The sequence below is a fragment of the Streptococcus australis genome (assembly GCF_040226615.1).
Classification (GTDB): Bacteria; Bacillota; Bacilli; order Lactobacillales; family Streptococcaceae; genus Streptococcus; species Streptococcus australis_E.
This window is the reverse complement of sequence record NZ_JBCOAT010000003.1, coordinates 201,315-226,783: the sequence shown is the minus strand read 5'-3', so window position 1 is coordinate 226,783 and position 25,469 is coordinate 201,315. Positions and strand designations below refer to the sequence as shown.

The following is a 25,469-nucleotide window of genomic DNA, read 5'->3' as shown; positions in this document are numbered from 1 at the left end:
CTTACCTCTATTATACGACTTTACACAAATAAAAGCCCTTAGAAACTTATGGTCTAAGGACTTTGTCTTCAATCTGAGAGCCTGAGAATATCTCAGGCTCTTTCTTTATTTAAAAGGCTTTTGCAGATGTGCGACTAATTTCATCCACACGAATACCATTTTCTTCAAATTTCTTCTTGATAACTTCCGTATCGGTAATGCCATCAATCTGAACTTCGATAACGACATGATCATCTTTGGTTGGGATATTGACTGTATTGGCGATATTGTACCCTTCTTCTACAATCAAATGAATGATTTGTTCTAGAACACCAACCTTATCTTCTGTCACAAAGCGAACACGAACTCCTTCTTCTCCATAACCGGATACTTCGAGGAAGGCACGGAAAATATCACGGTCTGTGATGACACCGGATACTTGGTCATTGTCTACTACCGGAAGAATTCCCACCTTGTTCTTATACATGAGATAGGTCGCATCTTCGAGGCTGGCAAATTTAGAGACAGTAATGACATCACGAAGCATGACATCTTTGACCTTGGTCTTGTTCAACAGATAGTTCATCTCAAAAATAGACAAACTTGTTGCTTTAGATGGACTTGCTTCTGCAATCGTGCCCTCTGTCACCAAGCCGACCAATTTGTCATTTTCAATGACTGGCAAGCGGTGCAAGCCTTGTTCCCGCATCAAATCTGCCGCATGAGCAATTGTTGTATCTGGACTAATATACACTACTTTACGGGTCATAAAATCTTTAACAGCCATAATCATTCTCCTATGCTTTTCTTAGTTTTATTATACTTGATTTTTAGAATGATTTCAAACGCTTTCAGCAGTTTTCTCTTGTTTTCAAAATTCAGAATTGCCTAATAATCCTTGCATTCTTCCCTATGAGAACCAAATTTTCTAATTGTAGCCAAACCATTTTAAAAAAAGAGCCCAAAGGCTCTTTTTTATCTCTTATCCTCCAAGGTAGGCCTTGCGGACTTCTTCTGAGGCTAAGAGTTCTTTTCCTGTTCCGGTAAGAACGACTTTCCCTGTTTCGAGAACATAACCGCGGTCTGCGATGGCAAGGGCCTTGTTGGCATTTTGTTCAATCAAGAGAACAGTTGTTCCTTGTTTTTGGATATCTTGGATGATATCAAAGATTTCTTGGATAAAGATTGGGGCCAATCCCATAGAAGGTTCATCCAGAAGCAAAAGTTTTGGCGTCGACATGAGGGCACGACCCATTGCAAGCATTTGTTGCTCCCCACCAGATAGGGTGGCTGCATCTTGGTTCTTCCGTTCTTCCAAACGTGGGAAACGGGAGAAGACCTTCTTCAAGTTAGCTTGGTTTTCTTCTCGATCTTTTTTCAAGAAAGCTCCCATTTCCAAGTTTTCCATAACGGTCAAGCCTGGAAAGACGTGGCGACCTTCTGGAACTTGAGAGAGTCCTGCTGCTACAATCTTTTGAGCTGGAACCTTTTGAATCTCCTGACCCAAAAACTCAATTTTCCCAGCACTTGGACGCACCAAACCTGAAATGGTACGAAGAATAGATGTTTTCCCAGCACCGTTAGCACCGATAAGAGAAACAACTTCTCCTTCATTTACCTCGAAACTGACATCACGGACAGCCTGGATCATGCCATAGTGTACAGAAAGATTTTCAACTTTTAACATAGACATTAGGCTTCACCTCCTAGATATGCTTCGATTACACGTTTGTTGTTCTTGATTTCATCTGGCGTACCATGGGCAATCAAGCGGCCATATTCTAATACATAAATCCGTTCTGTTACTTCCATGACCAAGCTCATATCGTGCTCGATCAGCATGATCGTAATATTAAATTCTTTTTGAATGCGACGGATCAATTGGGTCAATTCTGCTGTTTCTTGAGGGTTCATCCCTGCAGCAGGTTCATCCAAGAAGAGGATTTTTGGCTCTGTAGCAAGGGCACGAACAATCTCCAAGTGACGTTGTTGTCCGTAAGCCAAGTTTTTAGCCAAAGTATCTGCTTCTTTTTCCAAACCGAAAATGGCTAACAATTCAAGGGCTTTTGCTTTCAAAGCTTCTTCATTCTTGTAATAGCTTGGCAAGCGGAAAAGACTCGCAAAGACATGTGGTTTGTGGTGGTTGGCAAAGGCAATCAAGACATTGTCCAAAACGCTCAAATCTTTAAAGAGACGAATATTTTGGAAAGTCCGTCCCAGACCACCTGCAGCGATTTTATAAGGTGCTTTACCATTTAATAGGTGACCATCTAAGGTAATGGTCCCTTCACTTGGTTCATATACTCCTGTTAGGAGGTTGAAGAGGGTTGTTTTACCGGCACCGTTGGGCCCGATCAACCCAACCAATTCCCCTTCATTGAGTTCCATGGTCACATCCCCAACGGCTGTCAAACCACCAAAGTTTTTTGTTAAATTTTTTACTTCAAGAAGTGCCATTAGTTAGCCTCCTTTTTTGAGAGTAGTTTTTTCAAGCTGAATTCCCATGTTCCAAGAAGACCACCTGGACGGAAGATCATCACGAGAATCAAAGCCAAGGAGTAAATGATCATACGAACGCTTGAGAAGTCTTGAAGCACCATGTTCAAGATCCCCAAGACGATGGCCGCCACAACTGTTCCTGACATCGATCCCAAACCACCGAAAACGACAATGATCAAGACATTAATGGTATTAGTAAAGGAATAATCTTTCGGAACGACAGATCCAATGAAACCGGCTTGGAGAGATCCTGCAATCGCTGCTGTAATCGCACCGAAAACAAAGGCAATAACTTTAACTTTGGTCGTATTGATCCCAACAGATTCTGCTGCAATTTCATCTTCACGAACAGAAAGGGTGGAACGCCCAATTGGACTGCGTAAGAAGTTGATGGTAAAGATGGTTGTAATCACGACAAAAAGGTAAACCAATTGCCAGGTTGTAAAGGCTGGCAAACCAAGGATCCCAGCGGCACCATTTGTCAGAGTACCCCCATTGACGATCAAAATCCGGATGATTTCAGAAACCCCCAGTGTCGCAATCGCGAGGTAGTCCCCTTTCAAACGAAGGGTTGGAACCCCAACGATCAAGGCAACGAGACCTGCGATCAAAGCACCTAAAACCATCGCACCAAAGAAAGCCCCGTAGGTTGGTGATTTGGAACCGAGAATGGCTGCAGAATAGGCACCAATCGCCATAAATCCAGCATGTCCGAGTGAGAATTGACCTGAAAAACCAACGATGAGGTTCAAACCAACAGCAAGGATGATATTAATCCCAATTTGTTCCAAAATTTGGATATAAAAGAGGTTGAGCACACCCGCTGCTACTAAGACTTGGATCAAGGCAAAACCTGCGACCAAAAGACCAAGCCAGACTAAATTCACTTTTAAATTTTGTTTCATGGCTTACACCTTCTCTTTCACATTTTTACCGAGGATACCTGCTGGACGGATGAGCAAGATCACAATCAAGATAGCATACACAATGGCATCACGGAAGTCTGAAAGACCGATCGCTGTAGCGAAGGTTTCCAACAAACCGATGACAAATCCACCTAGAGCAGCACCTGGAATGATTCCGATTCCTCCAAGAACGGCTGCGACAAAGGCTTTGATTCCTGGTGTCATCCCCATCAAAGGCTCGATCGAGTTGTAATACAAACCGATCAAAACCCCACCAGCACCTGCCAAAGCTGATCCCAAGGCAAAGGTAAAGCTGATGGTCCGGTTTACGTTAATCCCCATCAATTGAGCGGCATCGCTGTCGACAGAAACGGCACGCATGGCTTTCCCCATCTTTGTCTTTTGGATAATAAATTGAAGAGCGACCATCAAGAAAATAGACACTCCCAAGATCATCAACTGAATGTTAGAGATCGAAATAGGACCAAAGTTGTAACGAACAGTTTCAATGACTTGCGGGAAGGAACGGGTATTGGCCCCTACAAAGAAGACCATCCCATATTCAAGCAAGAAGGAAACCCCGATGGCTGTGATCAAGGCTGCAATCCGAGTCGAATGACGAAGCGGACGATAAGCCAGATATTCAATCACAACCCCTAAAATAGCTGTCCCGACCATAGCTAGAAGCAAGGCTACAAAGAAGTTAACTTTCAATGAGTTCAATAAGAAATACCCCATAAAGGCACCTACCATGTAGATATCCCCATGGGCAAAGTTGATCAATTTGATAATTCCATACACCATAGTATAACCAAGGGCCAAGAGTGCATAGACACTTCCCAAGATTAGACCGTTCACTAATTGCTGGAGCATTTGAACCATCCTTTCTAATAATAAAGAGCGAGGCCAGGAATTTTCATTCTCCCAGCCTCTTGTACAAACAACAAATGATAATTAAGGTTTAACCGACTCAACTGACTCAACTTTACCATCTTTTAAGCCAATCATAAGTGCAGATTTAACCGGATTATGGTCTTTGTCAATAGACATTGTACCAGTAACACCTTCCAAGTCTTTCAACTTCGCAAGGTTGTCTTTCAATTCGACAGAGTTCTTAGCACCTTTAGATGCTTCTGCAACCATGTAAACTGAATCATATGCCAAAGCTGCAAACATTGAAGGTTCTTCGTTGTATTTTGCTTTATAAGCTTCTACGAATTTCTTGGCTTTATCAGTCATTTCACCTTCAGTAGAGAATCCAGCTACGTAGTAGATGTCTGTAGCTGCAGCAGGTGTTGCTTGTTCAACGAATTTAGCATCGCTAAATCCATCCCCACCAATGATTGGTTGTTTGATTCCCATACCACGTGCTTGGTTTACGATTTTACCAGTTTCAGTGTAGTACCCTGGAAGGACAATCGCATCGAAGTCTTTGTCTTTGATTTTTGTAAGAGCAGCTTGGAAGTCTGTATCCTTAGATTGGAAAGTTTCTGTTGCTACGATTTCACCTTTATAAGATTTCTTAAAGGCTTCAGCAATCCCTTTAGCATAGTCAGATGAATTATCGTAGTAAAGAACAACTTTCTTCGCTTTCAAGTTATCCGTTGTATATTTAGCAATGATTTGTCCTTGGAAGCTATCGATGAAGGTTGCACGGAAAAGATAATCTTGACCTTTTGTCAAATTATCTTGTGTTGCTGATGGTGTTACCAATGGAACACCTGCTTTACCAGCATTCGCAACAGCTGCGGCAGTGGCACCTGAAGTAGCAGGCCCTACAAGAGCGTTCACTTTTGATTGAGTGACAAGGTTTGTAGTGATTGTAGCTGCTTCAGCTGTTTCAGATTTGTTATCTTTGTCTGTGACAACAATCTTCTTACCATCAGCTCCACCATTAGCATTGATTTCATCAACGGCTAACTGAGCACCTTTTTGTTCAGCACTACCATATGCTGCTACTTCACCAGTTTTTTCAAAGTTAAAACCGATTTTTAGTTCTTTGCCGATTTCGTTACCAGTTGTGTTTGAACCTGAAGTTGAAACTTCACCACAGGCCGCAAGAAGAGCGACACTTGCAATTGTTAAAAATGAAAGAGCAAATTTTTTCTTCATTTGTAATAATCTCCTTAAATAATCTTAAAATAAATACATATTAAGAATATACCGAATTATCTGACAATTGTCAATATAAAAAACGCAATCCTTTAAATGATTGCGTTTTCTACTTGTGTTTCATCCTGTTGACGATGCAAACTTCCTACAAAATCACGATCCAATTCTTGAATATGGCAAATTTGAACCTTCTTTACAAAGCGTTCTTTTTTTAATTGCTGCATAATTTCAAGAACTTGAGGACTATCGACATAGACCTGGACATAGCGCATTTTTTTGGAATGATAGATCACATCCCCAATTTCCTGTAATTTCTTTGCATCTCGATTATAATACAATTTTACAATTAAGCCTGTTCTAGCTTGCTTCTCAAACATACACAATCCCTTTCTGCTTCTGTTACAAGTATAGCAAATTTCAGGTAAAAATACTATCTTTTTCTAGAAAGTAAAGAATGTCCTAAAAAAAACCTCTCCTGTCAAAGGAGAGGGCTGGATGGTTAAGATTTCTTATCCGAGATTGTTGTTAGCCATGATTTCATCGATGAAACCATAAGCTAAGGTTTCTTCTGCAGTCATCCAATTATCTCGTTCCGCATCAGCGTGGATTTTCTTGATGGTTTGACCTGAATTTTCTGCCAAGATTTTTTCCAATCTGTGACGTGTTTTCAAGAGGTGTTCTGCTGCAATGGCCATATCCGTTTGTTGGGTACCGCCACCAGTACCACCCATTGGTTGGTGGATCATGTACTCAGCATTTGGCAACATGAAGCGTTTGCCTTTGGCACCACTTGATGCAATCACAGTCCCCATTGAAGCTGCCATCCCCATGACGATGGTTTGGACGTCTGATTTGATAAAGTTCATGGTATCGACGATTGCCAAACCTGCAGAGACAGAGCCTCCTGGCGTATTGATATACATATAGATATCTTTGGTATTATCTTGGGCATCCAAGAAGAGTAATTGGGCAATAATCGAATTGGCCATTTGGTCTTCTACCGGTCCTGTCACCATGATAATACGGTCTTTTAAGAGGCGTGAGTAAATGTCGTATGAGCGTTCGCCACGACTAGTTTGTTCAATTACTACTGGAATCATTCATTCATCTCCTTTTATCCATTATAACCGGCACCATCTCAGGAGTTTCATCCGGTTGATTCGAGAGGCTAGCTCTCCTTCCATTCTTTATAAAAGCTATTATATCCCATTGGTCAACAAAGGTCAATTTTTTTACTTTCCCAAAGATGGATTGGAAATGTGCTTATTTGGTACCAAACAAGCGGTCCCCAGCATCACCCAAACCTGGAACGATATAGCCGTTTTCATTGAGGCGTTCATCCAAGGCTGCAGCAAAAATTTCGACATCTGGATGAGCTGTTTGAAGAGCTTCCACTCCTTCTGGTGCTGCAACCAAGCAGACAAACTTAATATGGCTTGCACCACGTTTCTTTAATGAATCTACCGCTAGGATTGCAGATCCCCCAGTCGCCAACATTGGGTCTACCACAAAGATTTGACGTTGGTCGATATCTTCTGGCAATTTCACCAAGTATTCAACTGGTTTCAAGGTTTCTTCATCCCGGTACATTCCGATGTGACCAACTTTAGCAGCGGGTACCAAACTCAAGAGTCCGTCTACCATCCCGATCCCTGCACGAAGGATTGGAACAATCGCTAGTTTTTTACCAGCAATCTGTTTTTGAACTGTTTTTGTAATGGGTGTTTCGATTTCTACATCTTCAAGAGGAAGTTCGCGCAAAACTTCGTATCCCATCAACATAGCAATTTCATCTACTAATTCACGAAAAGCCTTTGTAGAGGTATCTGTCCGACGCAAAATAGACAATTTATGCTGAATCAGTGGATGTTTAATAACTTCAAGTTTTCCCATTGTGGTTCCTTCTTTCTCTATATTCATCTTATTATATCAAAAAGGAAGAAAAAGGCCTACAAATATGCAAACCTTTTCTTTTCTTATTTTAATGACTATCTTATAGCCACTCTTTGTACTTGCCAATATAATAGTGTTTGACCAGGGTGACACTTGCCATATAAAGGAAAAGGATCCCCGCTAGTAATAGGAAGTAAAGACTATTTAGTGGCGCTACTTTCAACAAGGAAGCCAGTGGGCCATATGGTAGGAAGGTCACAAAGAGGGCGCCCAATAGGGTCGTTGCCATGACTGCAAGGGCTGGCCGACTTTGAACAAAAGGCAATTTTGGAGAGCGGAGCATATAGATGACCATAGTTTGGGACCACATGGACTCGATAAACCAGCCGGTTTGAAAGAGCATGATGAAGAGTCCCGCACTGTCTGCTCCATGGACATAGCCATAGCCTGTAATCATAGGTACGATGATAAAGTAGAGAGCGATAAAGGTCAAGATGTCAAAGACAGAGGAAATAGGACCAAACCAGGCCATAAAGCGGGTAATGGATTTTGCTTCCCAAATCCGAGGTTTCTTCAAGAAGTCCTTATCCACTCGGTCAAAAGGCAAGGCGATACAGGAAAGGTCATAAACCAAGTTTAAAACGATGAGATGGATAGGGGCCATTGGAAGAAAAGGAAGGAAAATACTAGCAAAGAGAAGAGAGAAGATATTTCCGAAATTAGAAGAAACAGTCATCTTGATGTACTTGGTCATGTTGGCATAAACTTTGCGGCCTTCTACCAAGCCTTTTTCGAGGACCATCAAGTCTTTATCCAGAAGGATAACATCTGCTGTTTCTTTGGCAATATCGACAGCTGTATCAACCGAAATCCCCACATCTGCCACTTTCATAGAAGGAGCATCGTTGATCCCATCTCCCATATATCCGACCTTGTGGCCATTTGCTTTGAGTTGCAAGATAATGCGTGCTTTTTGATCTGGAGATAATTTTGCAAAAACGGTGGTGGTTTCGACTGCTTGGGCCAAGTCTGAATCAGAGAGACTGTCGATATCGCTACCCAGCAAAATGCGGTCAACATCCAGTCCCACCTTTTCACAAACCGCTTGGGTCACTTTCTCATTATCACCCGTAAGGATTTTAGTAGCAACTCCGTATTCCGCAAGGGTATTGATGGCTGGTGCGGCAGAAGGTTTTGGTGGATCCAAGAAGGCTAAATAACCCGTCAAGATCATGTCTGCTTCATCCCCTACTTCAAAGGCATAGCCTTCCTCAAGATTTGATTTGTAGCTAACCCCTAGCACGCGCAAACCTTGTTCATTGAGCTGAGCTACTTCTGCTAAGACGTCTTCCCGCACTTGGTCTGTTAGGGGGATAATCTCATCCTTGTATTCCACATAGTTAGAGACTGCTAGCATTTCTTCCAAGGCTCCCTTGGTGACCATGCTCACGACTCCCTGCTCATCTTTGACAATAACACTCATCCGACGGCGTTCAAAGTCAAAAGGCAATTCATCAATTTTTTGGAAGCTTTGGTCCAAGCCTCTGACAATCTCGTGTTTCTTAGCTTCTCTTTCTGTCCGACTGATAATGGCCCGGTCCATCAAGTTTTTAAGGCCGGTTTGGAAGTAAGAATTGAGATAGGCCCGACGAAGAACGGATAAATCCAAGTCCCCATGAATATCGAGTGGGTATTCGAGTACAATCTCATCTTGGGTCAAGGTTCCTGTCTTATCCGTACAGAGAATATCGATAGCACCTAGGTCTTGGATGGCATTGAGTTTTTTGATGACCACTTTTTCTTTAGCCATGATAATGGAACCCTTAGCCAAGCTAGCTGTGATAATCATTGGAAGCATTTCCGGAGTCAAACCCACTCCTACACTGAGGGCAAAGACGCCCGCTTCTAGCCAGTCCCCGTCTGTCAAACCATTGATAAAGAAGACGATGGGCACCATCACCATCATGAGTCGAATCAGCAACCAAGAGATGGTGTTCATTTCTCGTTCAAAAGAGGTTGGTTCATCATAAGTATTGATGGTCTGCTCAATAGCTCCCATCATGGTTTCATCCCCGACTACTAAGACCAAGGCAGTTGCTCGGCCTGAGATGACGTTGGTCCCCATAAAAGCTAGACTCTCACTCTCCAGGAGACTATCCAGATTTTGACCACTTGCTTTTTTTAAACAAACTTTTTCGACAGCATCACTCTCACCAGTCAAACCGGATTGTTGGACGAAGAAGTCTCGAGAATCCAACAAGACCACATCCGCTGGGATCATGTCGCCTGCACTCAGTTTGATCAAGTCTCCCACAACAATCTCATCAATGGGAATTTCTTCTTCCTTGCCTTCTCGAATCACTGTTGCTGTATTAACAATCATGCGAGAAAGGTTACTAGCAGCCTTGTCACTGCGTAATTCTTGGATAAAGCGAATCCCCCCTGAGAGAAGAACGAGGACGACGATAATAAGAGAGGTCGTTGGATCTTCCTCACCCGGCTTAGCTAACCAAACATTGGTCACCAAAGAAACAAGGGCAATGAGCAGTAAGATGACTGTGAAGGGATTGATGATGGATTCAACAATCCGTTTCCAGATAGAATCATCTTGCCCCTTTGTGAGGACATTTTCTCCATAGTTATCCCGGTTTTCCTCTACTTGGTCTTCCGTCAAGCCAGACCAGCTAGATTGATAGGTTGCTAAGGTTCTTGTTTCTGCATCTTGCAATGCAGCAATGAGTCTTTCTTTTGTTGTTTGCATTGGAATCTCCTTTTAAATCAGGAGCCAAACGCTTATAGAGTCCCGACGACACAAATCAGCGATTGGCTGGCTATGTGCGGTTCGGGATGATCGTCGATTTGTATCATAGTGCTCTCCTCTTCTACTTGATAGGTGAGAGGCTTCTTTAACATAAGAAAAGAGCCCTCCCTCTAACAGGTAGGACTCATTAAACTCGTCGTTTATTTTTTAATGAAAATTCTCAAAAAATAGACCGTCCAAGCTTTAGCTCCGCAAGGCAATGAAATGAGCTTAGTCTTGACCTTTGCGATCAGGACTGTTGACCAACGAGTAGTGTCTCCACTGCTTTGCGGTAGTCATCCGTATCCTTGTGGTAGCCTCACCTACCGTTATTCCCCTTGAGTATACTCCTCCCCTATAGAAAAGTCAACCCTCACATTAAACTTTTTTAGGAAAGGCGGTTACGATCCGAGCAACAATCTCTTGGACTAGGGTTTTCGGTGCTGCCACATTCAAACGGGCATGTTGCTTCCCTTCTACTCCAAAGTCTGTCCCTTTATTAAGAATGATCTTAGCCTGGTCATGAAGTCGAGCATGGAGTTCTTCCTCTGACAAACCGTAGGCAGAAAAATCAAGCCAGAGTAGATAGGTCCCTTGTGGTTTCATCACACCAATATCTGTCTGATCGCGTAAAACTTCTACAGTGTAATCGATATTTTCTTCCAAGACTTCCTTTAAGTCCTCTAACCAAGCCTTTCCATGCTGATAGGCTACTTCGGTAGCGATAAAGCCAAGGGCAGATATTTCATGTTGATTGTTTCGCAACTGCCGAGCTTGGAAAGTTTTTCTTAGTGCATCATTTTCGATGATGGCATAGGAATTTTTTGTCCCTGCAATGTTGAAGGTTTTGGTCGCACTCGATAAGACAAGTGTGAACTCTTTAAAGCTTGGATCTACTGTATTAAAAGAAACGTGCTGGTGGCCAAACAATACCAAATCTTGATGAATTTCATCTGAAACAAGCAAGACCCCATGTTTTTGACAGAGACGACCAATCTTTTCTAGGACTTCTCGTTCCCAGACACGACCGCCTGGGTTATGAGGATTGCACAGGATGTAGAGCTTGACTTGGTGCTCCACAAAGTCTTTTTCCAATTGCTCAAAATCAATTTGGAAAAGTCCATCCACTTCTACTAAGGAATTGGTCACTAATTTGCGTTGATTGAGGCGGACGCTACGGGCAAAGGGTGGATAAACTGGCGTATTGATGAGAACAGTCTCGCCTTCCTTAGTGAAAGCCTGAATAGCCGTTGAAATAGACGGAACCACACCTTCCATAAAGACAATGTCTTCCTTCTCAAACACATATCCATGCTCTGACTTTTCCCAATTCTGAACAGCCTGGTAAAGCTCCTTGCTAGGATAGGTGTATCCGTAGACCAATTGACCCGCGTAATCTCGAATGGCTTGTCGAACAGCAGGCAAGGATTCAAAATCCATATCGGCAATCCAAGCAGGAAGAAGTTCAGGATCTTGTTCTGACTCCTTCCACTTGCTAGTATGATGCCCCAAACGATTAGGGACAGTCAAAAATTGTTCTTTTCCCATGATGGACTCCTATCTAGCCAATGCTTGTTCTAAATCCTCAATCAAATCCCGTGCATCTTCAATTCCAATGGAAAGGCGAAGCAAGTCATCCGTTAAACCATAGGAATGACGAACCTCGGCAGGAATATCTGCGTGGGTCTGTGTAGTTGGGTAGGTAATCAAACTCTCCACTCCACCCAAGCTTTCTGCAAAGGTAAAGACTTGCAAGTGGTTTAAAATGGTTGGAATTTTTTCTTGATGGCTTACTTTAAAGGAAACCATGCCTCCCTTGCCGGTATACAAGACTTCCTTAACAGCTGGATGCCCCTTCAAGAATTCCACTACCTTCTTCGCATTTTCAGAAGAGCGCTCCATACGAAGGGCTAGGGTTTTTAAACCACGAATCAATTGGTAGCTGTCAAATGGAGAGAGAACAGCTCCAGTTGTGTTCAGGTTATAAAAGAGTTGTTCATAGAGGCCTTCGTCATCTGTGACAACAACTCCTGCTAAGACATCATTGTGGCCCGCTAGATACTTAGTCGCTGAGTGAAGGACGATGTCTGCTCCTTCTTCAATTGGACGTTGGTAGATAGGGCTATAGAAGGTATTGTCTACAATCACTTTTGCCCCTTTTTCATGAGCGAGTTTAGCTAATTTCTGGATATCAAACTCCAGCATGAGAGGATTGGTCGGCGTTTCTATATAGAGGATATCCACTTCCTCTTTCAATCCTTCTACCAATTCTTCTTCTGAATTTGCATAGGTAAAGAAGAAGCGTCCTTCTTGTTCCATCTGGTTGAACCAGCGGAAAGAGCCTCCATAAAGATCCCGTACTGCCAAGACCTTACTGCCAACAGGAAAAATACTAAAGGCTAAGACAATGGCAGACATACCCGAACTCGTCACTAAGGCATGCTTTGCGCTCTCAATGGCCGCCAAGGTCTTTTCAGCGTTTACTCGAGTTGGATTCTTGGTACGGATATAGTCGTATCCAGTAGATTGACCAAACTCTGGATGCTGGTAAGTGGTTGAAAAATGAAGCGGAGTAATCAAAGCTCCCGTTGCTGGATCCGACTTAATTCCCGCTTGCGCTAGGATGGTGTTAATATTCTTTTTGTGACTCATACAAACCTCCAATGGACGTAAATTCAATTGTCTCTATTGTATCACTTCTTTAGATGATTCGGTTTTTCCTTTTTCAAGAGCTAGATATAGCTTCAAATTATAACATAATACATAATATAGTTGAAATTGATTCGCAAAAACCCCATAGAATAGGCGTTTTCGTTCTATCCACTATTCAATTATACCCACTTAAATAGTCCCTAAAGTTCCTAAAAAAGTTCACAAAAAAATACCCCATAGGGTATCTATCAATTTACGAGTTCAGCAGGCAAGATCTAGCACCCTCACACGGTGCTTTTTTAATCTTCAAAAATGGTAGGTGTCCCACCTCCTACCGCAGAATAATCTGTTTCAAGGGGAGATGGAAAACCTACCACATATTTAATTATAGCATATTTTGTCATAAACAGCTCTAATCTCATTCGAATATAAAGAAAAAATACCGAATAGGTGAAAAAACTAACCGAATAGATAAACCTCAAAAATAATATTTAAATTCTTGTTATCATAGGCTTATGATTCAAGAAATTATTTTACAAATTAAAATGAACGCACTTAAACTAGACGAACGTCTCTATATTGAAGATCTAGAAGAAAGAATTTGGAAATTAGAGAAATCTATCAAATTATTGAACGATCAATTAGATAGAATATACCTGGACTAAGGCCATTTATAAATTCTTCCTTCACCATTTACCAACTTTTAAAAGATCCAATCCCTTCAGTATTTTATTGAATTGAAAAGGTAAAAATAATTAGTTTCCCCCTATTGCTTTTTAAATGTTAGTAATTGTCAGCCTGTAGGTATTTTAAATAACATCTGGTCTTTTCCCATTGTATTTAAAACCTTAACAAATGATAACATTTTTGTTTTTTTCAATTGGTAAAACACGCGCACCACTTATCTTTTCTATAAAATCTTCGCTAATCGTTCTTTTCCTCTTCTTAGAATCAGGTACATTGCTGATGCTGATCTATCTATTTTTTCCGCCACAGCCCAGTTCGGCAAGTTGCTGACGTAGAATAAACGTAGCACTGTACGTTCCAAGACGCATGGGTTTTTGTCAATCATCCCAACGATTTCCAGGCGTTCTTCAATAACCCTGTCCAGTCGTTCTTCCAGGTCTTCTTTCAACTTAATAGTAGAAACTATTTTATTTTCAGCATTATTATTAGTATTTTTTTGAAATGGTGAAGCAGAAAGATGATTACGCTTATATGCCCCACTATCAAGTAATTCTATTTCTAATTTAAGTGCCTCTATTTCTTTATCTAGCCATTTTATATTTTCTAGCCTTTCATTTAATTGCTCTAATTCCATTTGTGCCCTCTCTGCCTTCTAAGTACTTTTTATCCTTATTGATAAACCACTAATAAGGTAGTCTGTGCTGACATATCTTCGCTACTGCCCAGGGTCGCCCCTGAGATCTTCACATCCACCAATTGAACAGTGGCCAAAAAGTCATTTACTTCTTGCTCAAAATCTTCTAATGGTTGTTTCCAGGCACGATAAATAAATAATTTAATTTTCATTTGTTTGCTCCTTTTGTTTTAAATTTTAGACTTATTTCTAAAGGTAACTTGGTGGTAACCTGGTCAATTCTAACCACGTTACCGCCAAAAGCCTTGGTATTACTGGATTGGTAACCAGGTTACGTGGGTAACGAGGTTTTCCTATACCCCTAATACAATTTTTTTACTTTATTTATTATTTTATTCTAACCCCCCTAAACCATGTTACCCATGTTACCGTATAGGGTAAACCCTTGGGGGAGTAAGGTTTAACCGGTAACTTGGTAGTATGTTACCACCTAGTTACCACGTTACCTTTTTTTAAAGAAAGGGATCAGCTTCAAACAGACTTAATTTCTTGTCTTCTACTTCCTCATGTGGAATAAAACTATTAAATCGTTTTTTGTTTGCAATACGGTAAATACTCATTACTTCCCCATTGATTTTCTTCTTTGCGGGTTTAACCCCTATGGTTTGTAAAGCCTTGCCGGCTTTAACTGTATTGCTTCCATAAGTTCTTTTATAAATGTCTATAAGATCATTTCCGTTCGACCTTACCACGTAATCAGAACTCTGCAATTCATTTATCAAATACATCTGAAAATCATCTAAGGTTTCATTACCGTTATAAACCTCTACATCTTTCCAAATGAACTTTTCCCCTTGGTCTTTGAAATAATCTAGACTGGCCAACAAGAAGCCTATACAGCCCTCTATTTTGGGGTTTTTATCCTGGTCAGTAAATTCTTTCCAATATTTTTCAAAGGCCTGTTCACGTTCCAAATCAGTTTCCCCCTTTGGTCTATCCTTGTATTGAATAAGTACTTTTCGCCCATTCATTTCATCAGACAGCGACACATTTCTATTGGTATCAATACATAGAACACTGGTTAGATATACCAAGCCTTGGTTACCACCTACGTTACGCCCTAGATGGGTTTTCTCAGTTGCTATGATCTTTAGCACGCGCTCTATTTTATCCCCTATAATATCGCCCTGTTCAGTTGCTAAGGCCATTTCTCCACCGGAAAACATAGCCCAGGCATTGCTGGCTTCAAATCCCCCAGCAGTAAGGCTATCTAGTTCTACATCAATTTTATTAAGCAGACCAGATAAAGCGATATGACGCAAGCCTTTTCCTGTCCTAACTCCAGACTTGGCAAGAAAGAAATTTGTCTTACTCTTTAAACCACTAGCAACCTGTACCATATAATAGGTCTGTAACAGTGCATTGTGTAGGCTATCAGGTTCATCAATAACATAGTTTAGAAACTCCATTGCTACTTCTTTGCTTTTTATAGCTTGTTCATATTCTACAGGATAGTATTTGAAAAATGATCGTTGGTTATCTATTGTAGTGCGCGTGACGGTGTGGGCTTCCAAATCAATTATAAAGTCTTTACCAGCGATTTTATAAAGTTCTAACTTCCTCACTGGTTCAACATGAAAATGTTTGTCAATTCCTTTTAGAATATCCACCACGTAACTAATATCATTTTTAAACCCGTAAAACCTTGCAAGGGTTATTTCATCTATTAGTGTTGCTTGCTGGTTGTTTATATCGTAAATACGATTATCAAATACAACATACCTACCCATTAAATAATCAATTACCATCTTGGCAAAGTTTGGGAATGTGGCCTTATATTTCACTGTGGGTTTGCCATTAGTTTTTACACTGCTACAAGAGATAAATTTTTTCTGTTCGCCATTCCTGTCAGCAATATACATCACTTCACTTTCAGGTATTAAGATCTTTGTTTTATTATGTTCAATATAATTTAAGCTATCTAATTGATATATATTAGAAAGTTGCTTTTTATAATCAGCCTTATTCTTTGACCGGCCATAATCTTCATCAGTCCAATTCAAGGAAACGACTTCTTTCAACTGATCGACTATATTCAAATCACGCGCCCCTCCCTTCTTTGTACTTTTGCATTTTCTTCTTCAGCTTTTTAAGCCTTTTCTGTTCCTTCAGCTGGTCTAAGGTTGGTGAGTGATCCTTATAATTCTTTTTATCATGATAATGCCCCCTGCCTTGCGCTGGATGTACGTTATATCTACCCATTTTCCACCCCCAAAAAGATCAAGATATCACTTACTTTATAGTACGCTTTACGCGTGTCTTCTAAAGGTGGTTGGTAACGTTTCAAGCCTTTTTCTTCCCAGCGTTTCAGTGTGTTGTCTGTCACGTTAAGTTCATCTTTTAACTGCTTTGCTGTCATAAGGCCCAAAAGTCTTTGTTCTGGTTGACTTTTGGATTTTAAAAAATTATCTACCAGGTCTAAAAGCGCGTGTGATAATTCAAATTCACTTTCTTTACTCAAACTAAACATTTTCATCCTCCTTGATTCCGTTAAGTGAAACCTCTCCACGAATTTCAAAAAGAATGTTACAAATGGTATTTAAACCAGTAGTTAGAATTTTCTCGCCCTCGATAATTTCTGCCAAGAAATCTAGCCGATCCATTGCCTTATCAATCTTGTTGATCAATTCTGTTTTGTTCATGTTGTTCTCCAATCGTTCTTTAATATACTTAAGCACTAAGTCTTTTTCGACTTTTAATAAACACCAAAGAATGGTATAATTTAACCATAAAAATATTTCCTAAAACCCTTACGGCTTGCCTGCTGTCCTGTGTTTTAGTTAATTTCATTTTAGGCTTGTTAGTTGGTGGCTACAGGCCTTTTTTGTTGCCTCACGCGCCTTACGGTGAGTTCATTTATAAATTATATTCCAAACAAAAGTTTAACTCGCTAAACTTTTACACTAAAAAAAAATCTTCACTTCACAACCAAGAGCCTTTGCTATTCGAGTAAGTGTTAAAATTTTAATGTCCTTTTCTTTTCCAGTTTCTAAAAAAGAAATAATAGAACGCGACACCTTAGCCTTATCAGCTAATTCTTCTTGAGAAAGTTTTTGCTTTTTTCGGATCTCTGCGATCTTCTTTCCATTCAAAATAATCACCTCCTTTTTAAGTTTAATAAATTAAACTTTTTAAGTTAATTAAAAAGCTATCGCTTACAATTACAGTTTAATACATTAAACATTTTTTGTCAAGCGCATTAAACAAATTATTGCTATTTTTTTATCTACATTGTATAATAAATTAAACAGATTCAAACAAAAGAAAGGAAAAGTTAATGAAAATAGGCGCTATCGTTAAAGAATATAGGCAAAGAAAAAAGTTAACCATGGAAGAATTTGCTAATAAAATTGGAAAGAGTAAGGGATACATCTCAATGTTAGAGAAGGGTGAGAACCCTCAAACTCATAAGCCTATAGCACCAACTTTTGAAACATTAAAAGAAATTGCTAAGGCTATGGATTTAGATATTAACGCTTTAATCCAGCAATTAGATGGGGAGCAAATTTTTGAAACCACGCCGGCTAGATATGACTGGGATAATGAAGAAAGAAACTTGAGAAATTGGGGAACTTTTGACCATGAAGGCAACTTTTTACCTTCAGTTTTTGATGAAGAAATTTTTTCTAATATAAAAAATACATTATCAGATATTCAAGAAATTACTTTTACCCAGGGCGATATAGAAGCATTCTACTCTTCTTGTGTTATTGATGGTACAACTATTAAAGATCGAGAAACTTTAATCATGTATTTACAAAAAACAGTTGAAGACTATGACACCTTATTGAACGGTGTATCTGATCACGATAAGCCACCATTGAATAGTGGGCTTCTATCAATCTTAACTAAGAGTAGAAACAATTATAAATATTATTTGGAAAAGTTAGAAGCATAAACAACGCACCATTTTCATCCATCGATAATTACAAAATAACATAAAAAGAAGGTTAAAAAATGAAACACAATAAACTATTAAACAGATCATATAGAACATATTTTTTAAAAACGAAGAAACTAACCTTTTTATCTCTCTTAATCATTATATTTATATTAGGGGGGCTAGCTTATCTGGTTGCGATAACTGAAAATGAGAATTTAAAATTTGCGTTTGAGTCTGTTTGCTCTCCTTTCATCATTGCTCTTGTTCTACTTGAATTTGAGTATAATTCAGGTGAGACAGACGAGTATAATAACAAAATTAAATCAGTGCCAAACGAAAAAACGGAAAAATAGTACTCAAAGCCTATTCTAATTTCAAGGATTATATATCAAACCTTAGCAAACCTTAGCACTTCTATGCTTTAAGGCCTCCGAAAACTCCGATTTTAAAAAATAAAGTGTGTTTTAACCGTCTAATACAAGCCCTATACACGCTTTCTAAAATCCGATATATAATCAACTGTCTGACCCTTTAAAATTGAATACAGGGCAATCTGTGAAGCCCTGGCATGATATAAACCACATTCTAAAACCTTTACGGCTTGCCTGCTGATGAATTAGAAAGGTTTAGATCATGAACATTACAGAATACAAAAAGAAAGACGGTACAATAGTGTACCGCACCAGCTTATATCTTGGAATTGATTCAATCACGGGTAAGAAGATTAAAACAACCATTTCAGCCCGTACCAAGAAAGAAATTAAGAACAAGGCTTTACAAGCAAAATTTGAATTTGAAAAGAATGGTGCAACTCGTACCGCTTTTACTCAATTTGAAACATACAGCGAATTAATGGATAGTTGGTGGGAAACTTACGCCCCCACAATCAAACCAAACTCACGAAACGTTATTAAAGGACAGTTAGAAAACCATCTGCGCCCAGCCTTTGGTGCATACAAACTTGATAAGTTGACCCCTGCTATAATTCAACAACAAGTCAACAAATGGGCAAAGGATTACAACCAAAACAATGGGGGATTTAAACTATATGGGCAACTCCATTCTTTCAACAAGCGCATATTACAGTATGCAACCTCATTACAGGCAATACCGTTTAATCCTGCAAAAGATATACTAGTTCCAAAGCTAAAGAAAGAAAAGAGTAAAACAAAGATAAAGCATTTCACAGATTCAGAATTAAAACAATTCTTTGAATACTTGGATAGTTTGGATCAAACAAGATTTAAAAATCTTTTTTGTGTCACTCTTTACAAGTTCCTGCTTGCTACGGGTTGCCGTATTAATGAAGCATTGGCACTGGAATGGTCTGATATCGATCTAGATAATGCTGTTGTTCACGTCACAAAGACACTAAATTATAAACTAGAAACCAATAGTCCTAAATCAAAAGCTAGTGAGCGTGAAATTGATATTGACCCTAAAACAATTTCTATGCTCAAGCAATATAAGCACCGACAAATTCAAGAAGCTTGGAAGATTGGTAAAACTGAAACTGTCGTTTTCTCAAATCTCATTAAAAAGTATTTAAATTATAATTCGCTGGAATACAATTTAAAGGTACATTTTACAAGAGCAAACGTTCCTAATATTGGTTTCCACGGTTTCCGACACACTCACGCTAGTTTGTTATTAAATGCTGGAATACCATATAAAGAACTCCAGCACCGACTAGGACACTCCACCTTATCCATGACAATGGATACATACAGTCACCTCTCAAAAGAGAGTGCAAAAAAAGCCGTCTCAATCTTCGAAACGGCACTAAATAATATCAAAAGTTCCTAAAAAGGAGAACATTTTTTACTTTGAGATACGTTAATCCCTTATGTATCAAGGGTTTGGCGTATCTTTAAATTATAACTTCAAACTATAATGAAAAAGAGGTGGGCACCGGACCCAACCTCTACTAGTTATGAAATATGAAATTTATCTCGAAGACTGGCTGCTTTACTACCAATGAAGCGATCTAAGAAACGAAGACGAAGACCAAGACCACCATAAACGATGATCCCAACACCACCAATCAGAGCTACATAGATCATGCTTGTCACTCGACCATTTGGTTTGATGACAAATCCGAGGATAAAGGCTGAAAGTAAAACCACTAATAACATGATCAAGGTTAAAATAGCTGTTAGTAAGCTCCGTTTAAAGACAGTCTTTCGATTAAATTGGGTTACCAGATGAATTTCCTTGTACATAAGGACAATCGGAATCATAAGACCAATCGTAGTAGAAAGAAGCGGACCATAAGCTTTAAAGAGATAAATGAAAGGTACTTGTAAAATCAGTTTCACCAACACTCCATAACCAAAGTAAAGAATGGCCTTCCGATTTTGGAAAAGAGCCTGGATCATTGGAGAGAGAACCGTATACAAGCCTAGAATGACCGTTTGCAACATCGCTAGGATAAAGAGTCCCAAAGCAAGGGAATCTGGTTTCCCGTAAAAGACCGTATAGAGAGGTTCCGCAATGGCTACTGCTCCAATCGTCGCTGGAAGCAAGAAGGCCACTAGCATAGTCAAATTATCTTGAACCAGCTTACCTGCAGCCCGGAAATCACCCTTGACATAGTTCTCTGTAAGGAGAGGGATTCCCACCCCACCAATTGATGTCGCAACCGCAATTAAAATCATGGTAATCTTGTTCGGATTCGCTGAGAAGTAGCTGAACTGAACCAAGAGCTCCGAGCGAGAGAAGTTAGTGAACCAAGACATGACATTGCTATAGGTCATCTGGTCGATAATTTGGAAGAGCTGAATGGCTGATCCTGTTACAATGAATGGAATCGCTTCACGAATAGTATCCCACAAAAGAGCCTTGGTATCAATCTCATTATCAGACTCTGGACGATGGATAATGTGCTGTAGAAGCCCTGTTTTCCAGAGGTAATAGACGAGGACTAGAAGACTCGCTCCCATCCCAATAAAGGCTGCAAAAGTGGACTGGGTCACTGCTTCAACGTAATCACCTGAGCCAACCTTCATAATAAAGTAGGCTGTCAAGAGCATCCAGATAACTCGAATCACTTGCTCAGCAATTTGACTGATGGCATAAGGTTTCAGATTGTTATGCCCTTGGAAGAAGCCACGGATGACACTCATGGAAGGGAAAATGAGGACTGCCCAAGACAGGCTCTGCATGACAGGGATTAGGTCTTTCCCACCCCCAGACAGATTTGCAAATACTGGAGAAAGCACATACATAATAATGGCAAAAACCAAGCCCAATAAAGACATGAACTTAAGGAAGCCACGAATCATGGCAAAACTGTGTTCTTCTTGTCCCTTGGTATTGTACTTGGCCACTTGTTTAGCAACCGCTACAGGAACTCCTGCAGTTGAAATCAGCAAAAACCAAGCGTAAATATTATAGCCCATAGTAAAGAGACCGTTTGCCTCTGCGCCATGTTTGCCCATCCAGATATACCAAGGGATGATATAGGCCGCTCCTAAGAGACGACTAATGAAATTACTGGCTGTTAACCAGACTGTTCCTCGAAGCATCTGGGCCTGTTGATTACTTGTTTCGTTACTCATATCTTTCCTCTACTTTATAGTCTTCTTTCATTATAAACTTTTCCTTTACACTTGTAAAATAAGGTCTTTCAGTTTAAAATAGGATTATGATGAAGATAGAAACTGTACTAAACATTTTAAAAGAGGATCACAACTTTCGTGAGATCCTACAAGACGGAGAATACCACTATTCTGCAAGTGGTGTTTCTTTTAATCAAATTAGCTACGATAGTCGAAAGGTCAACGCTGAGACCCTCTTTTTTGTGAAGGGGGCAAATTTCAAGAAGGAATTTTTGGAACAAGCGATCGAACAAGGCCTTCAGTGGTATGTCGCTGAGCAAGATTTCGAGGTCAGCATACCAGTCATTCTCGTTACGGATATCAAACAGGCTATGAGCTTGATTGCCATGGAGTTCTTTGGTCATCCCGAGCGCCAATTAAAACTTTTGGCCTTTACTGGAACCAAGGGCAAAACGACTTCTGCTTACTATGCCTACAAGATTCTTGAACAAGGCCACCGTCCAGCTATGCTATCCACTATGAACACAACCTTGGATGGCAAGAACTTCTTCAAATCAACCTTGACGACTCCAGAAAGCATTGATTTGTTTGAAATGATGGCCCAGGCAGTTGCCAATGATCGGACCCACCTGATTATGGAGGTCTCTAGTCAGGCTTATTTAGTCAAACGGGTTTACGGTCTTACTTTTGATGTTGGTGTCTTCCTCAACATCAGCCCTGACCATATTGGACCGATTGAACATCCAACCTTTGAAGACTACTTCTACCACAAACGTCTCTTGATGGAAAATAGCCGTGCTGTTGTCGTCAATAGCGATATGGATCATTTTGAGATTCTTAAGGAGCAGGTCGCTGAGCAAGACCACGACTTTTACGGTAGTCAATCAAGCAACCAAGTCCAGAACTCAAAGGCCTTTAGCTTTTCTGTCACTGGCAAGCTAGCCGGCAACTACGAGACCCAACTGATTGGTCGCTTCAACCAAGAAAATGCTGTGGCTGCAGGTCTCGCCTGCCTTCGTCTAGGAGCGAGTCTCGAAGACATCCAAAAAGGAATTGCCAAGACGCGCGTTCCTGGCCGCATGGAAGTCTTGACTCAAAAGAATGGGGCCAAGGTCTTCATCGACTATGCCCATAATGGAGATAGCTTGAAAAAACTGCTCTCAGTTGTCGAAACCCATCAAACGGGAACCATTTCACTGGTCCTTGGATCAACTGGGAATAAAGGAGAGAGCCGCCGTAAGGATTTTGGCTTGCTCTTAGAAGACCATCCTGAAATTCAAGTCTTCCTCACAGCGGATGATCCCAACTATGAAGATCCTTTGGCCATCGCTGAAGAGATTAGCAGTTTCATCACGCGCCCTGTCGAAAAAATCGCAGACCGCGAACAAGCCATTCAACAGGCTATGGCAACGACCAGCCGGTCCGAAGATGCTGTCATTATCGCTGGAAAAGGAGCTGACTGCTACCAAATCGTCAATGGGGTAAAAGAAGCATATCCAGGTGATGCCGCCATCGCTGAACGTTACTTATAATCAAACAATAGAAAGGCTAGGAAATTTTCCTAGCCTTTATTTTTTTATAAAAATAAATCTTTCTTTATCAAATTCAACAGCTAACTCATACTTTCCATCTTCATTTTGAATGATGTAGCCCAATAAAACTAAACTATCGACAAAGATGTCTCTGCGCTTTTGCTGGACTTCATCTTTTTTGAGGAACTTGAGCAAGAAGCTAGTCATATACTTGAGAGCATACTCGGGATTGACATCTCCCAAGATGGCATAGAGCTTCTCTTGCTCCTCTGTCAATGAATATTGCTGAGCCACCTTGTAAAAGTAATTGGAAAGGGTCTGTGCATTTCGTTCGAAGTCAGTCTCCTCTACTAGAATCGCTGCATTGGTCGTATTGCGGAGTTCCGTTTGGAAGATCTTGGCTTTCAGTTCCTGATAAAATTCACTATCCTCTCGGACAAAGACTTCTTGATCCAAATCAACAAGATCAGCTGACTCCAAGAAGGGCAAATTGAGGGTGTAGCGTTTATTTTCTCGAAGGATCAAGCCCGCTTTGATATACTCCTCCATCAGTTTATCCACTGGTTGATCTGGAAATTGGGCCTTGATTTGCCTCAAAATCACATCATCCTGCTGATCCAGATAGTTGATCAAGTCCTTAAAAAAAGGCTGACGTGTCAAACGTGTGGGGTTAATGATGGTAATCATCCATATACCTTTCTTTAAACTGTAGTTGCGAAGACTGGGCTAACTGACTCGGGTTGGTCCCGGGCTGATCTAGAGGAACGGCTAGGCCGAGTTCTCTGTAGTAGGCTTTCCAAAAGGAACTAATTTCTTCTTCTCCCTCTCCAAACTTCATGGGAATGGTCTCAAAAATAGGAAGAATTTCTGCTACAAACTGGGAACAATAGAAACCATCTCCATCTGGATAAAAGGACGCATTGTAAGGAGAACCTAAAAGACTCTCTGCGCGTTTTTTGACCTCTGTACAATCAATCTGCTCACAGTGATAAAGGTCATAGACTTTTCCAGCTTCAAAGAAGTCCTCAGGAGCCTGGGCAAGGACGCCACCTTCCACCGTAGCATGATAGACCTGTCCGTCCAAAAAGATAGCCACGTGACTGTAGTTACCTGTAGAAGCCTGGATAGCCTGCCCCATTTCTGTATCTTCTCTCACAAAAATCAAATCGCCATTTTCTAACATCTTTCTCTCCTAGAAAAAAAGGAGTCGAAACTCCTTTTTAACAATGGGCTTCCCCATCTATCATTATGCATTAAAGCTTTCAGTCAATTGTGGTACCACTTGTTTCTTACGTGAAACAGCACCTGGAAGGAAAGCGTGGTTGTTTTCAAGTTTGAAGTTGAAAGCTGCTTCTACCTTATCCATGTTAGCACCAAGAGCCAAAATTTCTGAGTTAGAGTTGACAATGTCTGTAATCATCAAAACAAAGTCAGAGTAGCCGTTAGCTGCATTTGCGGCTTGGATAGCTGCTTCGATTTCAGATTGGCGTTCCAAGACTTCAGCAATATCAACTGTGTTCACTTGAGCCACACGAACATTGTTTCCGTTGAGTTCAAATGTCTTGGCATCGATATCAATCAATTCTTCAGCAGATTTGCTTGCCAAGTTTGTACCAGCCTTGAGCATGGCAAGACCGTATTCTTCCAAGTTCACACCAGCCAATTCAGCCAATTCAGGAGCAATGACTTTATCTGATGGGTGAGTGGTTGGTGATTTCAAAAGAAGGGTATCTGAAATCAAACCTGATAGCATCAAACCTGCGATTTCTTTTGGAACAGCTACACCATGTTCTTTGAACATGCGATAAACGATAGATGATGCTGATCCAACTGGTTCCAAACGCATGTAAAGTGGGCTGGCAGTTTCAAAGTTAGCCACACGGTGGTGGTCCACCACACCGTAAACTTCTACTTCAGCGATATCTGAAACAGATTGTTGGAATTCATTGTGGTCTGTTAAGATGACTTGCTCCGCACCTTCTGCTTTAGCAGATGTGATCACGCGCGGTGCTTCTACACCAAAATAGTTCAAGACGAAAGCTGTTTCTTCATTTGGAGTTCCAAGAGCAACCGCTTCTGTATCCAAACCGTAAGCTTCTTTTGCAAGGTAAGCAAAAGCTACAGATGAACCAATGGCATCTGAATCAGGGTTTTGGTGACCAAAAACAAGAATTTTTGACATGTTTCTACCTCTTCATTTTCATTTGTCTATTCACTCTATTTTAGCACGTTTTTCCGTTTAAAGAAAGGGAATAGTTGTGCATTTCATCAGA

Annotated in this window: 26 protein-coding genes and 1 riboswitch; of the genes, 4 read left to right on the top strand and 22 right to left on the bottom strand. The window is 40.5% G+C overall.

Annotated elements, in window-relative coordinates:
• Nucleotides 1-109: 109 nt before the first annotated feature.
• The 18 genes from ABT997_RS04890 to ABT997_RS04805 all read right to left on the bottom strand — a co-directional run bounded on the left by ABT997_RS04890 (nt 110) and on the right by ABT997_RS04805 (nt 17,313).
• Nucleotides 110-766, bottom strand: coding sequence for a CBS and ACT domain-containing protein (locus ABT997_RS04890; protein WP_048789562.1), 657 nt, complete (start codon nt 764-766; stop codon nt 110-112).
• Nucleotides 767-961: 195 nt separating this feature from the next.
• Nucleotides 962-1,672, bottom strand: a complete 711-nt coding sequence (locus tag ABT997_RS04885) for an ABC transporter ATP-binding protein (RefSeq protein ID WP_003005434.1) — start codon at nt 1,670-1,672, stop codon at nt 962-964.
• Nucleotides 1,672-2,436 carry an ABC transporter ATP-binding protein gene (locus ABT997_RS04880; protein WP_048689704.1) on the bottom strand — a complete coding sequence of 255 codons (765 nt, stop codon included), beginning with the start codon at nt 2,434-2,436 and terminating at the stop codon, nt 1,672-1,674. Before ABT997_RS04880 ends, ABT997_RS04885 begins: the two co-directional genes overlap by 1 nt.
• Entirely contained in the window at nt 2,436-3,383 is a 948-nt protein-coding gene (locus ABT997_RS04875) for a branched-chain amino acid ABC transporter permease (protein ID WP_048689708.1), read from the bottom strand. The genes ABT997_RS04880 and ABT997_RS04875 overlap by 1 nt, the downstream gene beginning before the upstream one ends.
• A 3-nt stretch (nt 3,384-3,386) precedes the next feature.
• On the bottom strand, nt 3,387-4,256 hold the full coding sequence (locus ABT997_RS04870; protein ID WP_009731472.1) for a branched-chain amino acid ABC transporter permease: 870 nt from the start codon (nt 4,254-4,256) through the stop codon (nt 3,387-3,389).
• An 81-nt stretch (nt 4,257-4,337) separates the two neighbouring features.
• Nucleotides 4,338-5,495 carry an ABC transporter substrate-binding protein gene (locus ABT997_RS04865; protein WP_006595827.1) on the bottom strand — a complete coding sequence of 386 codons (1,158 nt, stop codon included), beginning with the start codon at nt 5,493-5,495 and terminating at the stop codon, nt 4,338-4,340.
• A gap of 92 nt (nt 5,496-5,587) precedes the next feature.
• On the bottom strand, nt 5,588-5,872 hold the full coding sequence (locus ABT997_RS04860) for a DUF2129 domain-containing protein (protein WP_048689712.1): 285 nt from the start codon (nt 5,870-5,872) through the stop codon (nt 5,588-5,590).
• 132 nt (nt 5,873-6,004) lie between these two features.
• Nucleotides 6,005-6,595 carry an ATP-dependent Clp protease proteolytic subunit gene (locus tag ABT997_RS04855; protein WP_023024046.1) on the bottom strand — a complete coding sequence of 197 codons (591 nt, stop codon included), beginning with the start codon at nt 6,593-6,595 and terminating at the stop codon, nt 6,005-6,007.
• Nucleotides 6,596-6,758: 163 nt separating this feature from the next.
• On the bottom strand, nt 6,759-7,388 hold the full coding sequence (gene upp, locus ABT997_RS04850) for a uracil phosphoribosyltransferase (protein ID WP_048689715.1): 630 nt from the start codon (nt 7,386-7,388) through the stop codon (nt 6,759-6,761).
• 100 nt (nt 7,389-7,488) lie between these two features.
• The gene (gene mgtA, locus ABT997_RS04845; protein WP_350018879.1) at nt 7,489-10,149 is read right to left on the bottom strand and encodes a magnesium-translocating P-type ATPase; all 2,661 of its coding nucleotides are present in this window, start codon (nt 10,147-10,149) and stop codon (nt 7,489-7,491) included.
• Between the two features lie 222 nt (nt 10,150-10,371).
• Nucleotides 10,372-10,526: riboswitch (M-box (ykoK) riboswitch) on the bottom strand.
• A gap of 40 nt (nt 10,527-10,566) precedes the next feature.
• Nucleotides 10,567-11,736, bottom strand: a complete 1,170-nt coding sequence (locus ABT997_RS04840; RefSeq protein WP_350018878.1) for a MalY/PatB family protein — start codon at nt 11,734-11,736, stop codon at nt 10,567-10,569.
• Nucleotides 11,737-11,745: 9 nt separating this feature from the next.
• Complete coding sequence (locus tag ABT997_RS04835) at nt 11,746-12,840, bottom strand: cystathionine gamma-synthase (protein ID WP_350018877.1); 1,095 nt, start codon at nt 12,838-12,840, stop codon at nt 11,746-11,748.
• A 910-nt stretch (nt 12,841-13,750) separates the two neighbouring features.
• Nucleotides 13,751-14,161 (bottom strand): DUF1492 domain-containing protein, encoded by a 411-nt coding sequence (locus tag ABT997_RS04830; protein ID WP_156676918.1) that lies wholly within the window; start codon nt 14,159-14,161, stop codon nt 13,751-13,753.
• Between the two features lie 35 nt (nt 14,162-14,196).
• Entirely contained in the window at nt 14,197-14,373 is a 177-nt protein-coding gene (locus ABT997_RS04825; protein ID WP_350018876.1) for a hypothetical protein, read from the bottom strand.
• Nucleotides 14,374-14,673: 300 nt separating this feature from the next.
• A complete protein-coding gene (locus ABT997_RS04820; protein WP_350018875.1) occupies nt 14,674-16,260 on the bottom strand; it encodes a phage resistance protein in 1,587 nt (528 codons plus the stop codon).
• Between the two features lie 155 nt (nt 16,261-16,415).
• Nucleotides 16,416-16,691, bottom strand: a complete 276-nt coding sequence (locus ABT997_RS04815; protein WP_150906330.1) for a MerR family transcriptional regulator — start codon at nt 16,689-16,691, stop codon at nt 16,416-16,418.
• Nucleotides 16,684-16,863 carry a hypothetical protein gene (locus ABT997_RS04810; RefSeq protein ID WP_156676919.1) on the bottom strand — a complete coding sequence of 60 codons (180 nt, stop codon included), beginning with the start codon at nt 16,861-16,863 and terminating at the stop codon, nt 16,684-16,686. The genes ABT997_RS04815 and ABT997_RS04810 overlap by 8 nt, the downstream gene beginning before the upstream one ends.
• A gap of 261 nt (nt 16,864-17,124) precedes the next feature.
• Nucleotides 17,125-17,313 carry a helix-turn-helix domain-containing protein gene (locus tag ABT997_RS04805; RefSeq protein WP_350018874.1) on the bottom strand — a complete coding sequence of 63 codons (189 nt, stop codon included), beginning with the start codon at nt 17,311-17,313 and terminating at the stop codon, nt 17,125-17,127.
• A 185-nt stretch (nt 17,314-17,498) separates the two neighbouring features.
• On the opposite strand from ABT997_RS04805, the gene ABT997_RS04800 reads away from it, so the two are divergent.
• The 3 genes from ABT997_RS04800 to ABT997_RS04790 all read left to right on the top strand — a co-directional run bounded on the left by ABT997_RS04800 (nt 17,499) and on the right by ABT997_RS04790 (nt 19,910).
• Nucleotides 17,499-18,119 carry a helix-turn-helix domain-containing protein gene (locus ABT997_RS04800; RefSeq protein ID WP_156676920.1) on the top strand — a complete coding sequence of 207 codons (621 nt, stop codon included), beginning with the start codon at nt 17,499-17,501 and terminating at the stop codon, nt 18,117-18,119.
• A 59-nt stretch (nt 18,120-18,178) separates the two neighbouring features.
• Complete coding sequence (locus ABT997_RS04795) at nt 18,179-18,457, top strand: hypothetical protein (RefSeq protein ID WP_156676921.1); 279 nt, start codon at nt 18,179-18,181, stop codon at nt 18,455-18,457.
• A gap of 280 nt (nt 18,458-18,737) precedes the next feature.
• The gene (locus ABT997_RS04790) at nt 18,738-19,910 is read left to right on the top strand and encodes a site-specific integrase (RefSeq protein ID WP_156676922.1); all 1,173 of its coding nucleotides are present in this window, start codon (nt 18,738-18,740) and stop codon (nt 19,908-19,910) included.
• 125 nt (nt 19,911-20,035) lie between these two features.
• Here the strand turns inward: ABT997_RS04790 and ABT997_RS04785 are convergent, their stop codons facing one another.
• Nucleotides 20,036-21,664, bottom strand: coding sequence for a putative polysaccharide biosynthesis protein (locus ABT997_RS04785; RefSeq protein ID WP_350018873.1), 1,629 nt, complete (start codon nt 21,662-21,664; stop codon nt 20,036-20,038).
• Nucleotides 21,665-21,750: 86 nt separating this feature from the next.
• On the opposite strand from ABT997_RS04785, the gene ABT997_RS04780 reads away from it, so the two are divergent.
• Nucleotides 21,751-23,196, top strand: a complete 1,446-nt coding sequence (locus ABT997_RS04780) for a UDP-N-acetylmuramoyl-L-alanyl-D-glutamate--L-lysine ligase (protein ID WP_350018872.1) — start codon at nt 21,751-21,753, stop codon at nt 23,194-23,196.
• A 36-nt stretch (nt 23,197-23,232) separates the two neighbouring features.
• Here the strand turns inward: ABT997_RS04780 and ABT997_RS04775 are convergent, their stop codons facing one another.
• The 3 genes from ABT997_RS04775 to ABT997_RS04765 form a co-directional block, all read right to left on the bottom strand.
• A complete protein-coding gene (locus ABT997_RS04775; protein WP_350018871.1) occupies nt 23,233-23,883 on the bottom strand; it encodes a DUF1803 domain-containing protein in 651 nt (216 codons plus the stop codon).
• Entirely contained in the window at nt 23,867-24,379 is a 513-nt protein-coding gene (locus ABT997_RS04770; protein ID WP_350018870.1) for a YiiX/YebB-like N1pC/P60 family cysteine hydrolase, read from the bottom strand. The genes ABT997_RS04775 and ABT997_RS04770 overlap by 17 nt, the downstream gene beginning before the upstream one ends.
• Before the next feature lie 63 nt (nt 24,380-24,442).
• Nucleotides 24,443-25,378, bottom strand: coding sequence for a manganese-dependent inorganic pyrophosphatase (locus tag ABT997_RS04765; RefSeq protein ID WP_350018869.1), 936 nt, complete (start codon nt 25,376-25,378; stop codon nt 24,443-24,445).
• Between the last annotated feature and the right edge of the window lie 91 nt (nt 25,379-25,469).

Excerpts from the sequence above, each read along its gene's own strand:
- ABT997_RS04840 (WP_350018878.1), bottom strand. The coding sequence starts at position 11,736 with ATGGGAAAAGAACAATTTTTGACTGTCCCTAATCGTTTGGGGCATCAT.
- ABT997_RS04870 (WP_009731472.1), bottom strand. The coding sequence starts at position 4,256 with ATGCTCCAGCAATTAGTGAACGGTCTAATCTTGGGAAGTGTCTATGCA.
- ABT997_RS04770 (WP_350018870.1), bottom strand. The coding sequence starts at position 24,379 with ATGTTAGAAAATGGCGATTTGATTTTTGTGAGAGAAGATACAGAAATG.
- ABT997_RS04765 (WP_350018869.1), bottom strand. The coding sequence starts at position 25,378 with ATGTCAAAAATTCTTGTTTTTGGTCACCAAAACCCTGATTCAGATGCC.
- ABT997_RS04830 (WP_156676918.1), bottom strand. The coding sequence starts at position 14,161 with ATGGAATTAGAGCAATTAAATGAAAGGCTAGAAAATATAAAATGGCTA.
- ABT997_RS04800 (WP_156676920.1), top strand. The coding sequence starts at position 17,499 with ATGAAAATAGGCGCTATCGTTAAAGAATATAGGCAAAGAAAAAAGTTA.
- upp (WP_048689715.1), bottom strand. The coding sequence starts at position 7,388 with ATGGGAAAACTTGAAGTTATTAAACATCCACTGATTCAGCATAAATTG.
- ABT997_RS04855 (WP_023024046.1), bottom strand. The coding sequence starts at position 6,595 with ATGATTCCAGTAGTAATTGAACAAACTAGTCGTGGCGAACGCTCATAC.
- ABT997_RS04790 (WP_156676922.1), top strand. The coding sequence starts at position 18,738 with ATGAACATTACAGAATACAAAAAGAAAGACGGTACAATAGTGTACCGC.
- ABT997_RS04795 (WP_156676921.1), top strand. The coding sequence starts at position 18,179 with ATGAAACACAATAAACTATTAAACAGATCATATAGAACATATTTTTTA.
- ABT997_RS04875 (WP_048689708.1), bottom strand. The coding sequence starts at position 3,383 with ATGAAACAAAATTTAAAAGTGAATTTAGTCTGGCTTGGTCTTTTGGTC.
- ABT997_RS04780 (WP_350018872.1), top strand. The coding sequence starts at position 21,751 with ATGATGAAGATAGAAACTGTACTAAACATTTTAAAAGAGGATCACAAC.
- ABT997_RS04860 (WP_048689712.1), bottom strand. The coding sequence starts at position 5,872 with ATGTTTGAGAAGCAAGCTAGAACAGGCTTAATTGTAAAATTGTATTAT.
- ABT997_RS04835 (WP_350018877.1), bottom strand. The coding sequence starts at position 12,840 with ATGAGTCACAAAAAGAATATTAACACCATCCTAGCGCAAGCGGGAATT.
- ABT997_RS04825 (WP_350018876.1), bottom strand. The coding sequence starts at position 14,373 with ATGAAAATTAAATTATTTATTTATCGTGCCTGGAAACAACCATTAGAA.
- ABT997_RS04810 (WP_156676919.1), bottom strand. The coding sequence starts at position 16,863 with ATGAACAAAACAGAATTGATCAACAAGATTGATAAGGCAATGGATCGG.
- ABT997_RS04815 (WP_150906330.1), bottom strand. The coding sequence starts at position 16,691 with ATGTTTAGTTTGAGTAAAGAAAGTGAATTTGAATTATCACACGCGCTT.
- ABT997_RS04865 (WP_006595827.1), bottom strand. The coding sequence starts at position 5,495 with ATGAAGAAAAAATTTGCTCTTTCATTTTTAACAATTGCAAGTGTCGCT.
- ABT997_RS04785 (WP_350018873.1), bottom strand. The coding sequence starts at position 21,664 with ATGAGTAACGAAACAAGTAATCAACAGGCCCAGATGCTTCGAGGAACA.
- ABT997_RS04885 (WP_003005434.1), bottom strand. The coding sequence starts at position 1,672 with ATGTCTATGTTAAAAGTTGAAAATCTTTCTGTACACTATGGCATGATC.
- ABT997_RS04775 (WP_350018871.1), bottom strand. The coding sequence starts at position 23,883 with ATGATTACCATCATTAACCCCACACGTTTGACACGTCAGCCTTTTTTT.
- mgtA (WP_350018879.1), bottom strand. The coding sequence starts at position 10,149 with ATGCAAACAACAAAAGAAAGACTCATTGCTGCATTGCAAGATGCAGAA.
- ABT997_RS04890 (WP_048789562.1), bottom strand. The coding sequence starts at position 766 with ATGGCTGTTAAAGATTTTATGACCCGTAAAGTAGTGTATATTAGTCCA.
- ABT997_RS04880 (WP_048689704.1), bottom strand. The coding sequence starts at position 2,436 with ATGGCACTTCTTGAAGTAAAAAATTTAACAAAAAACTTTGGTGGTTTG.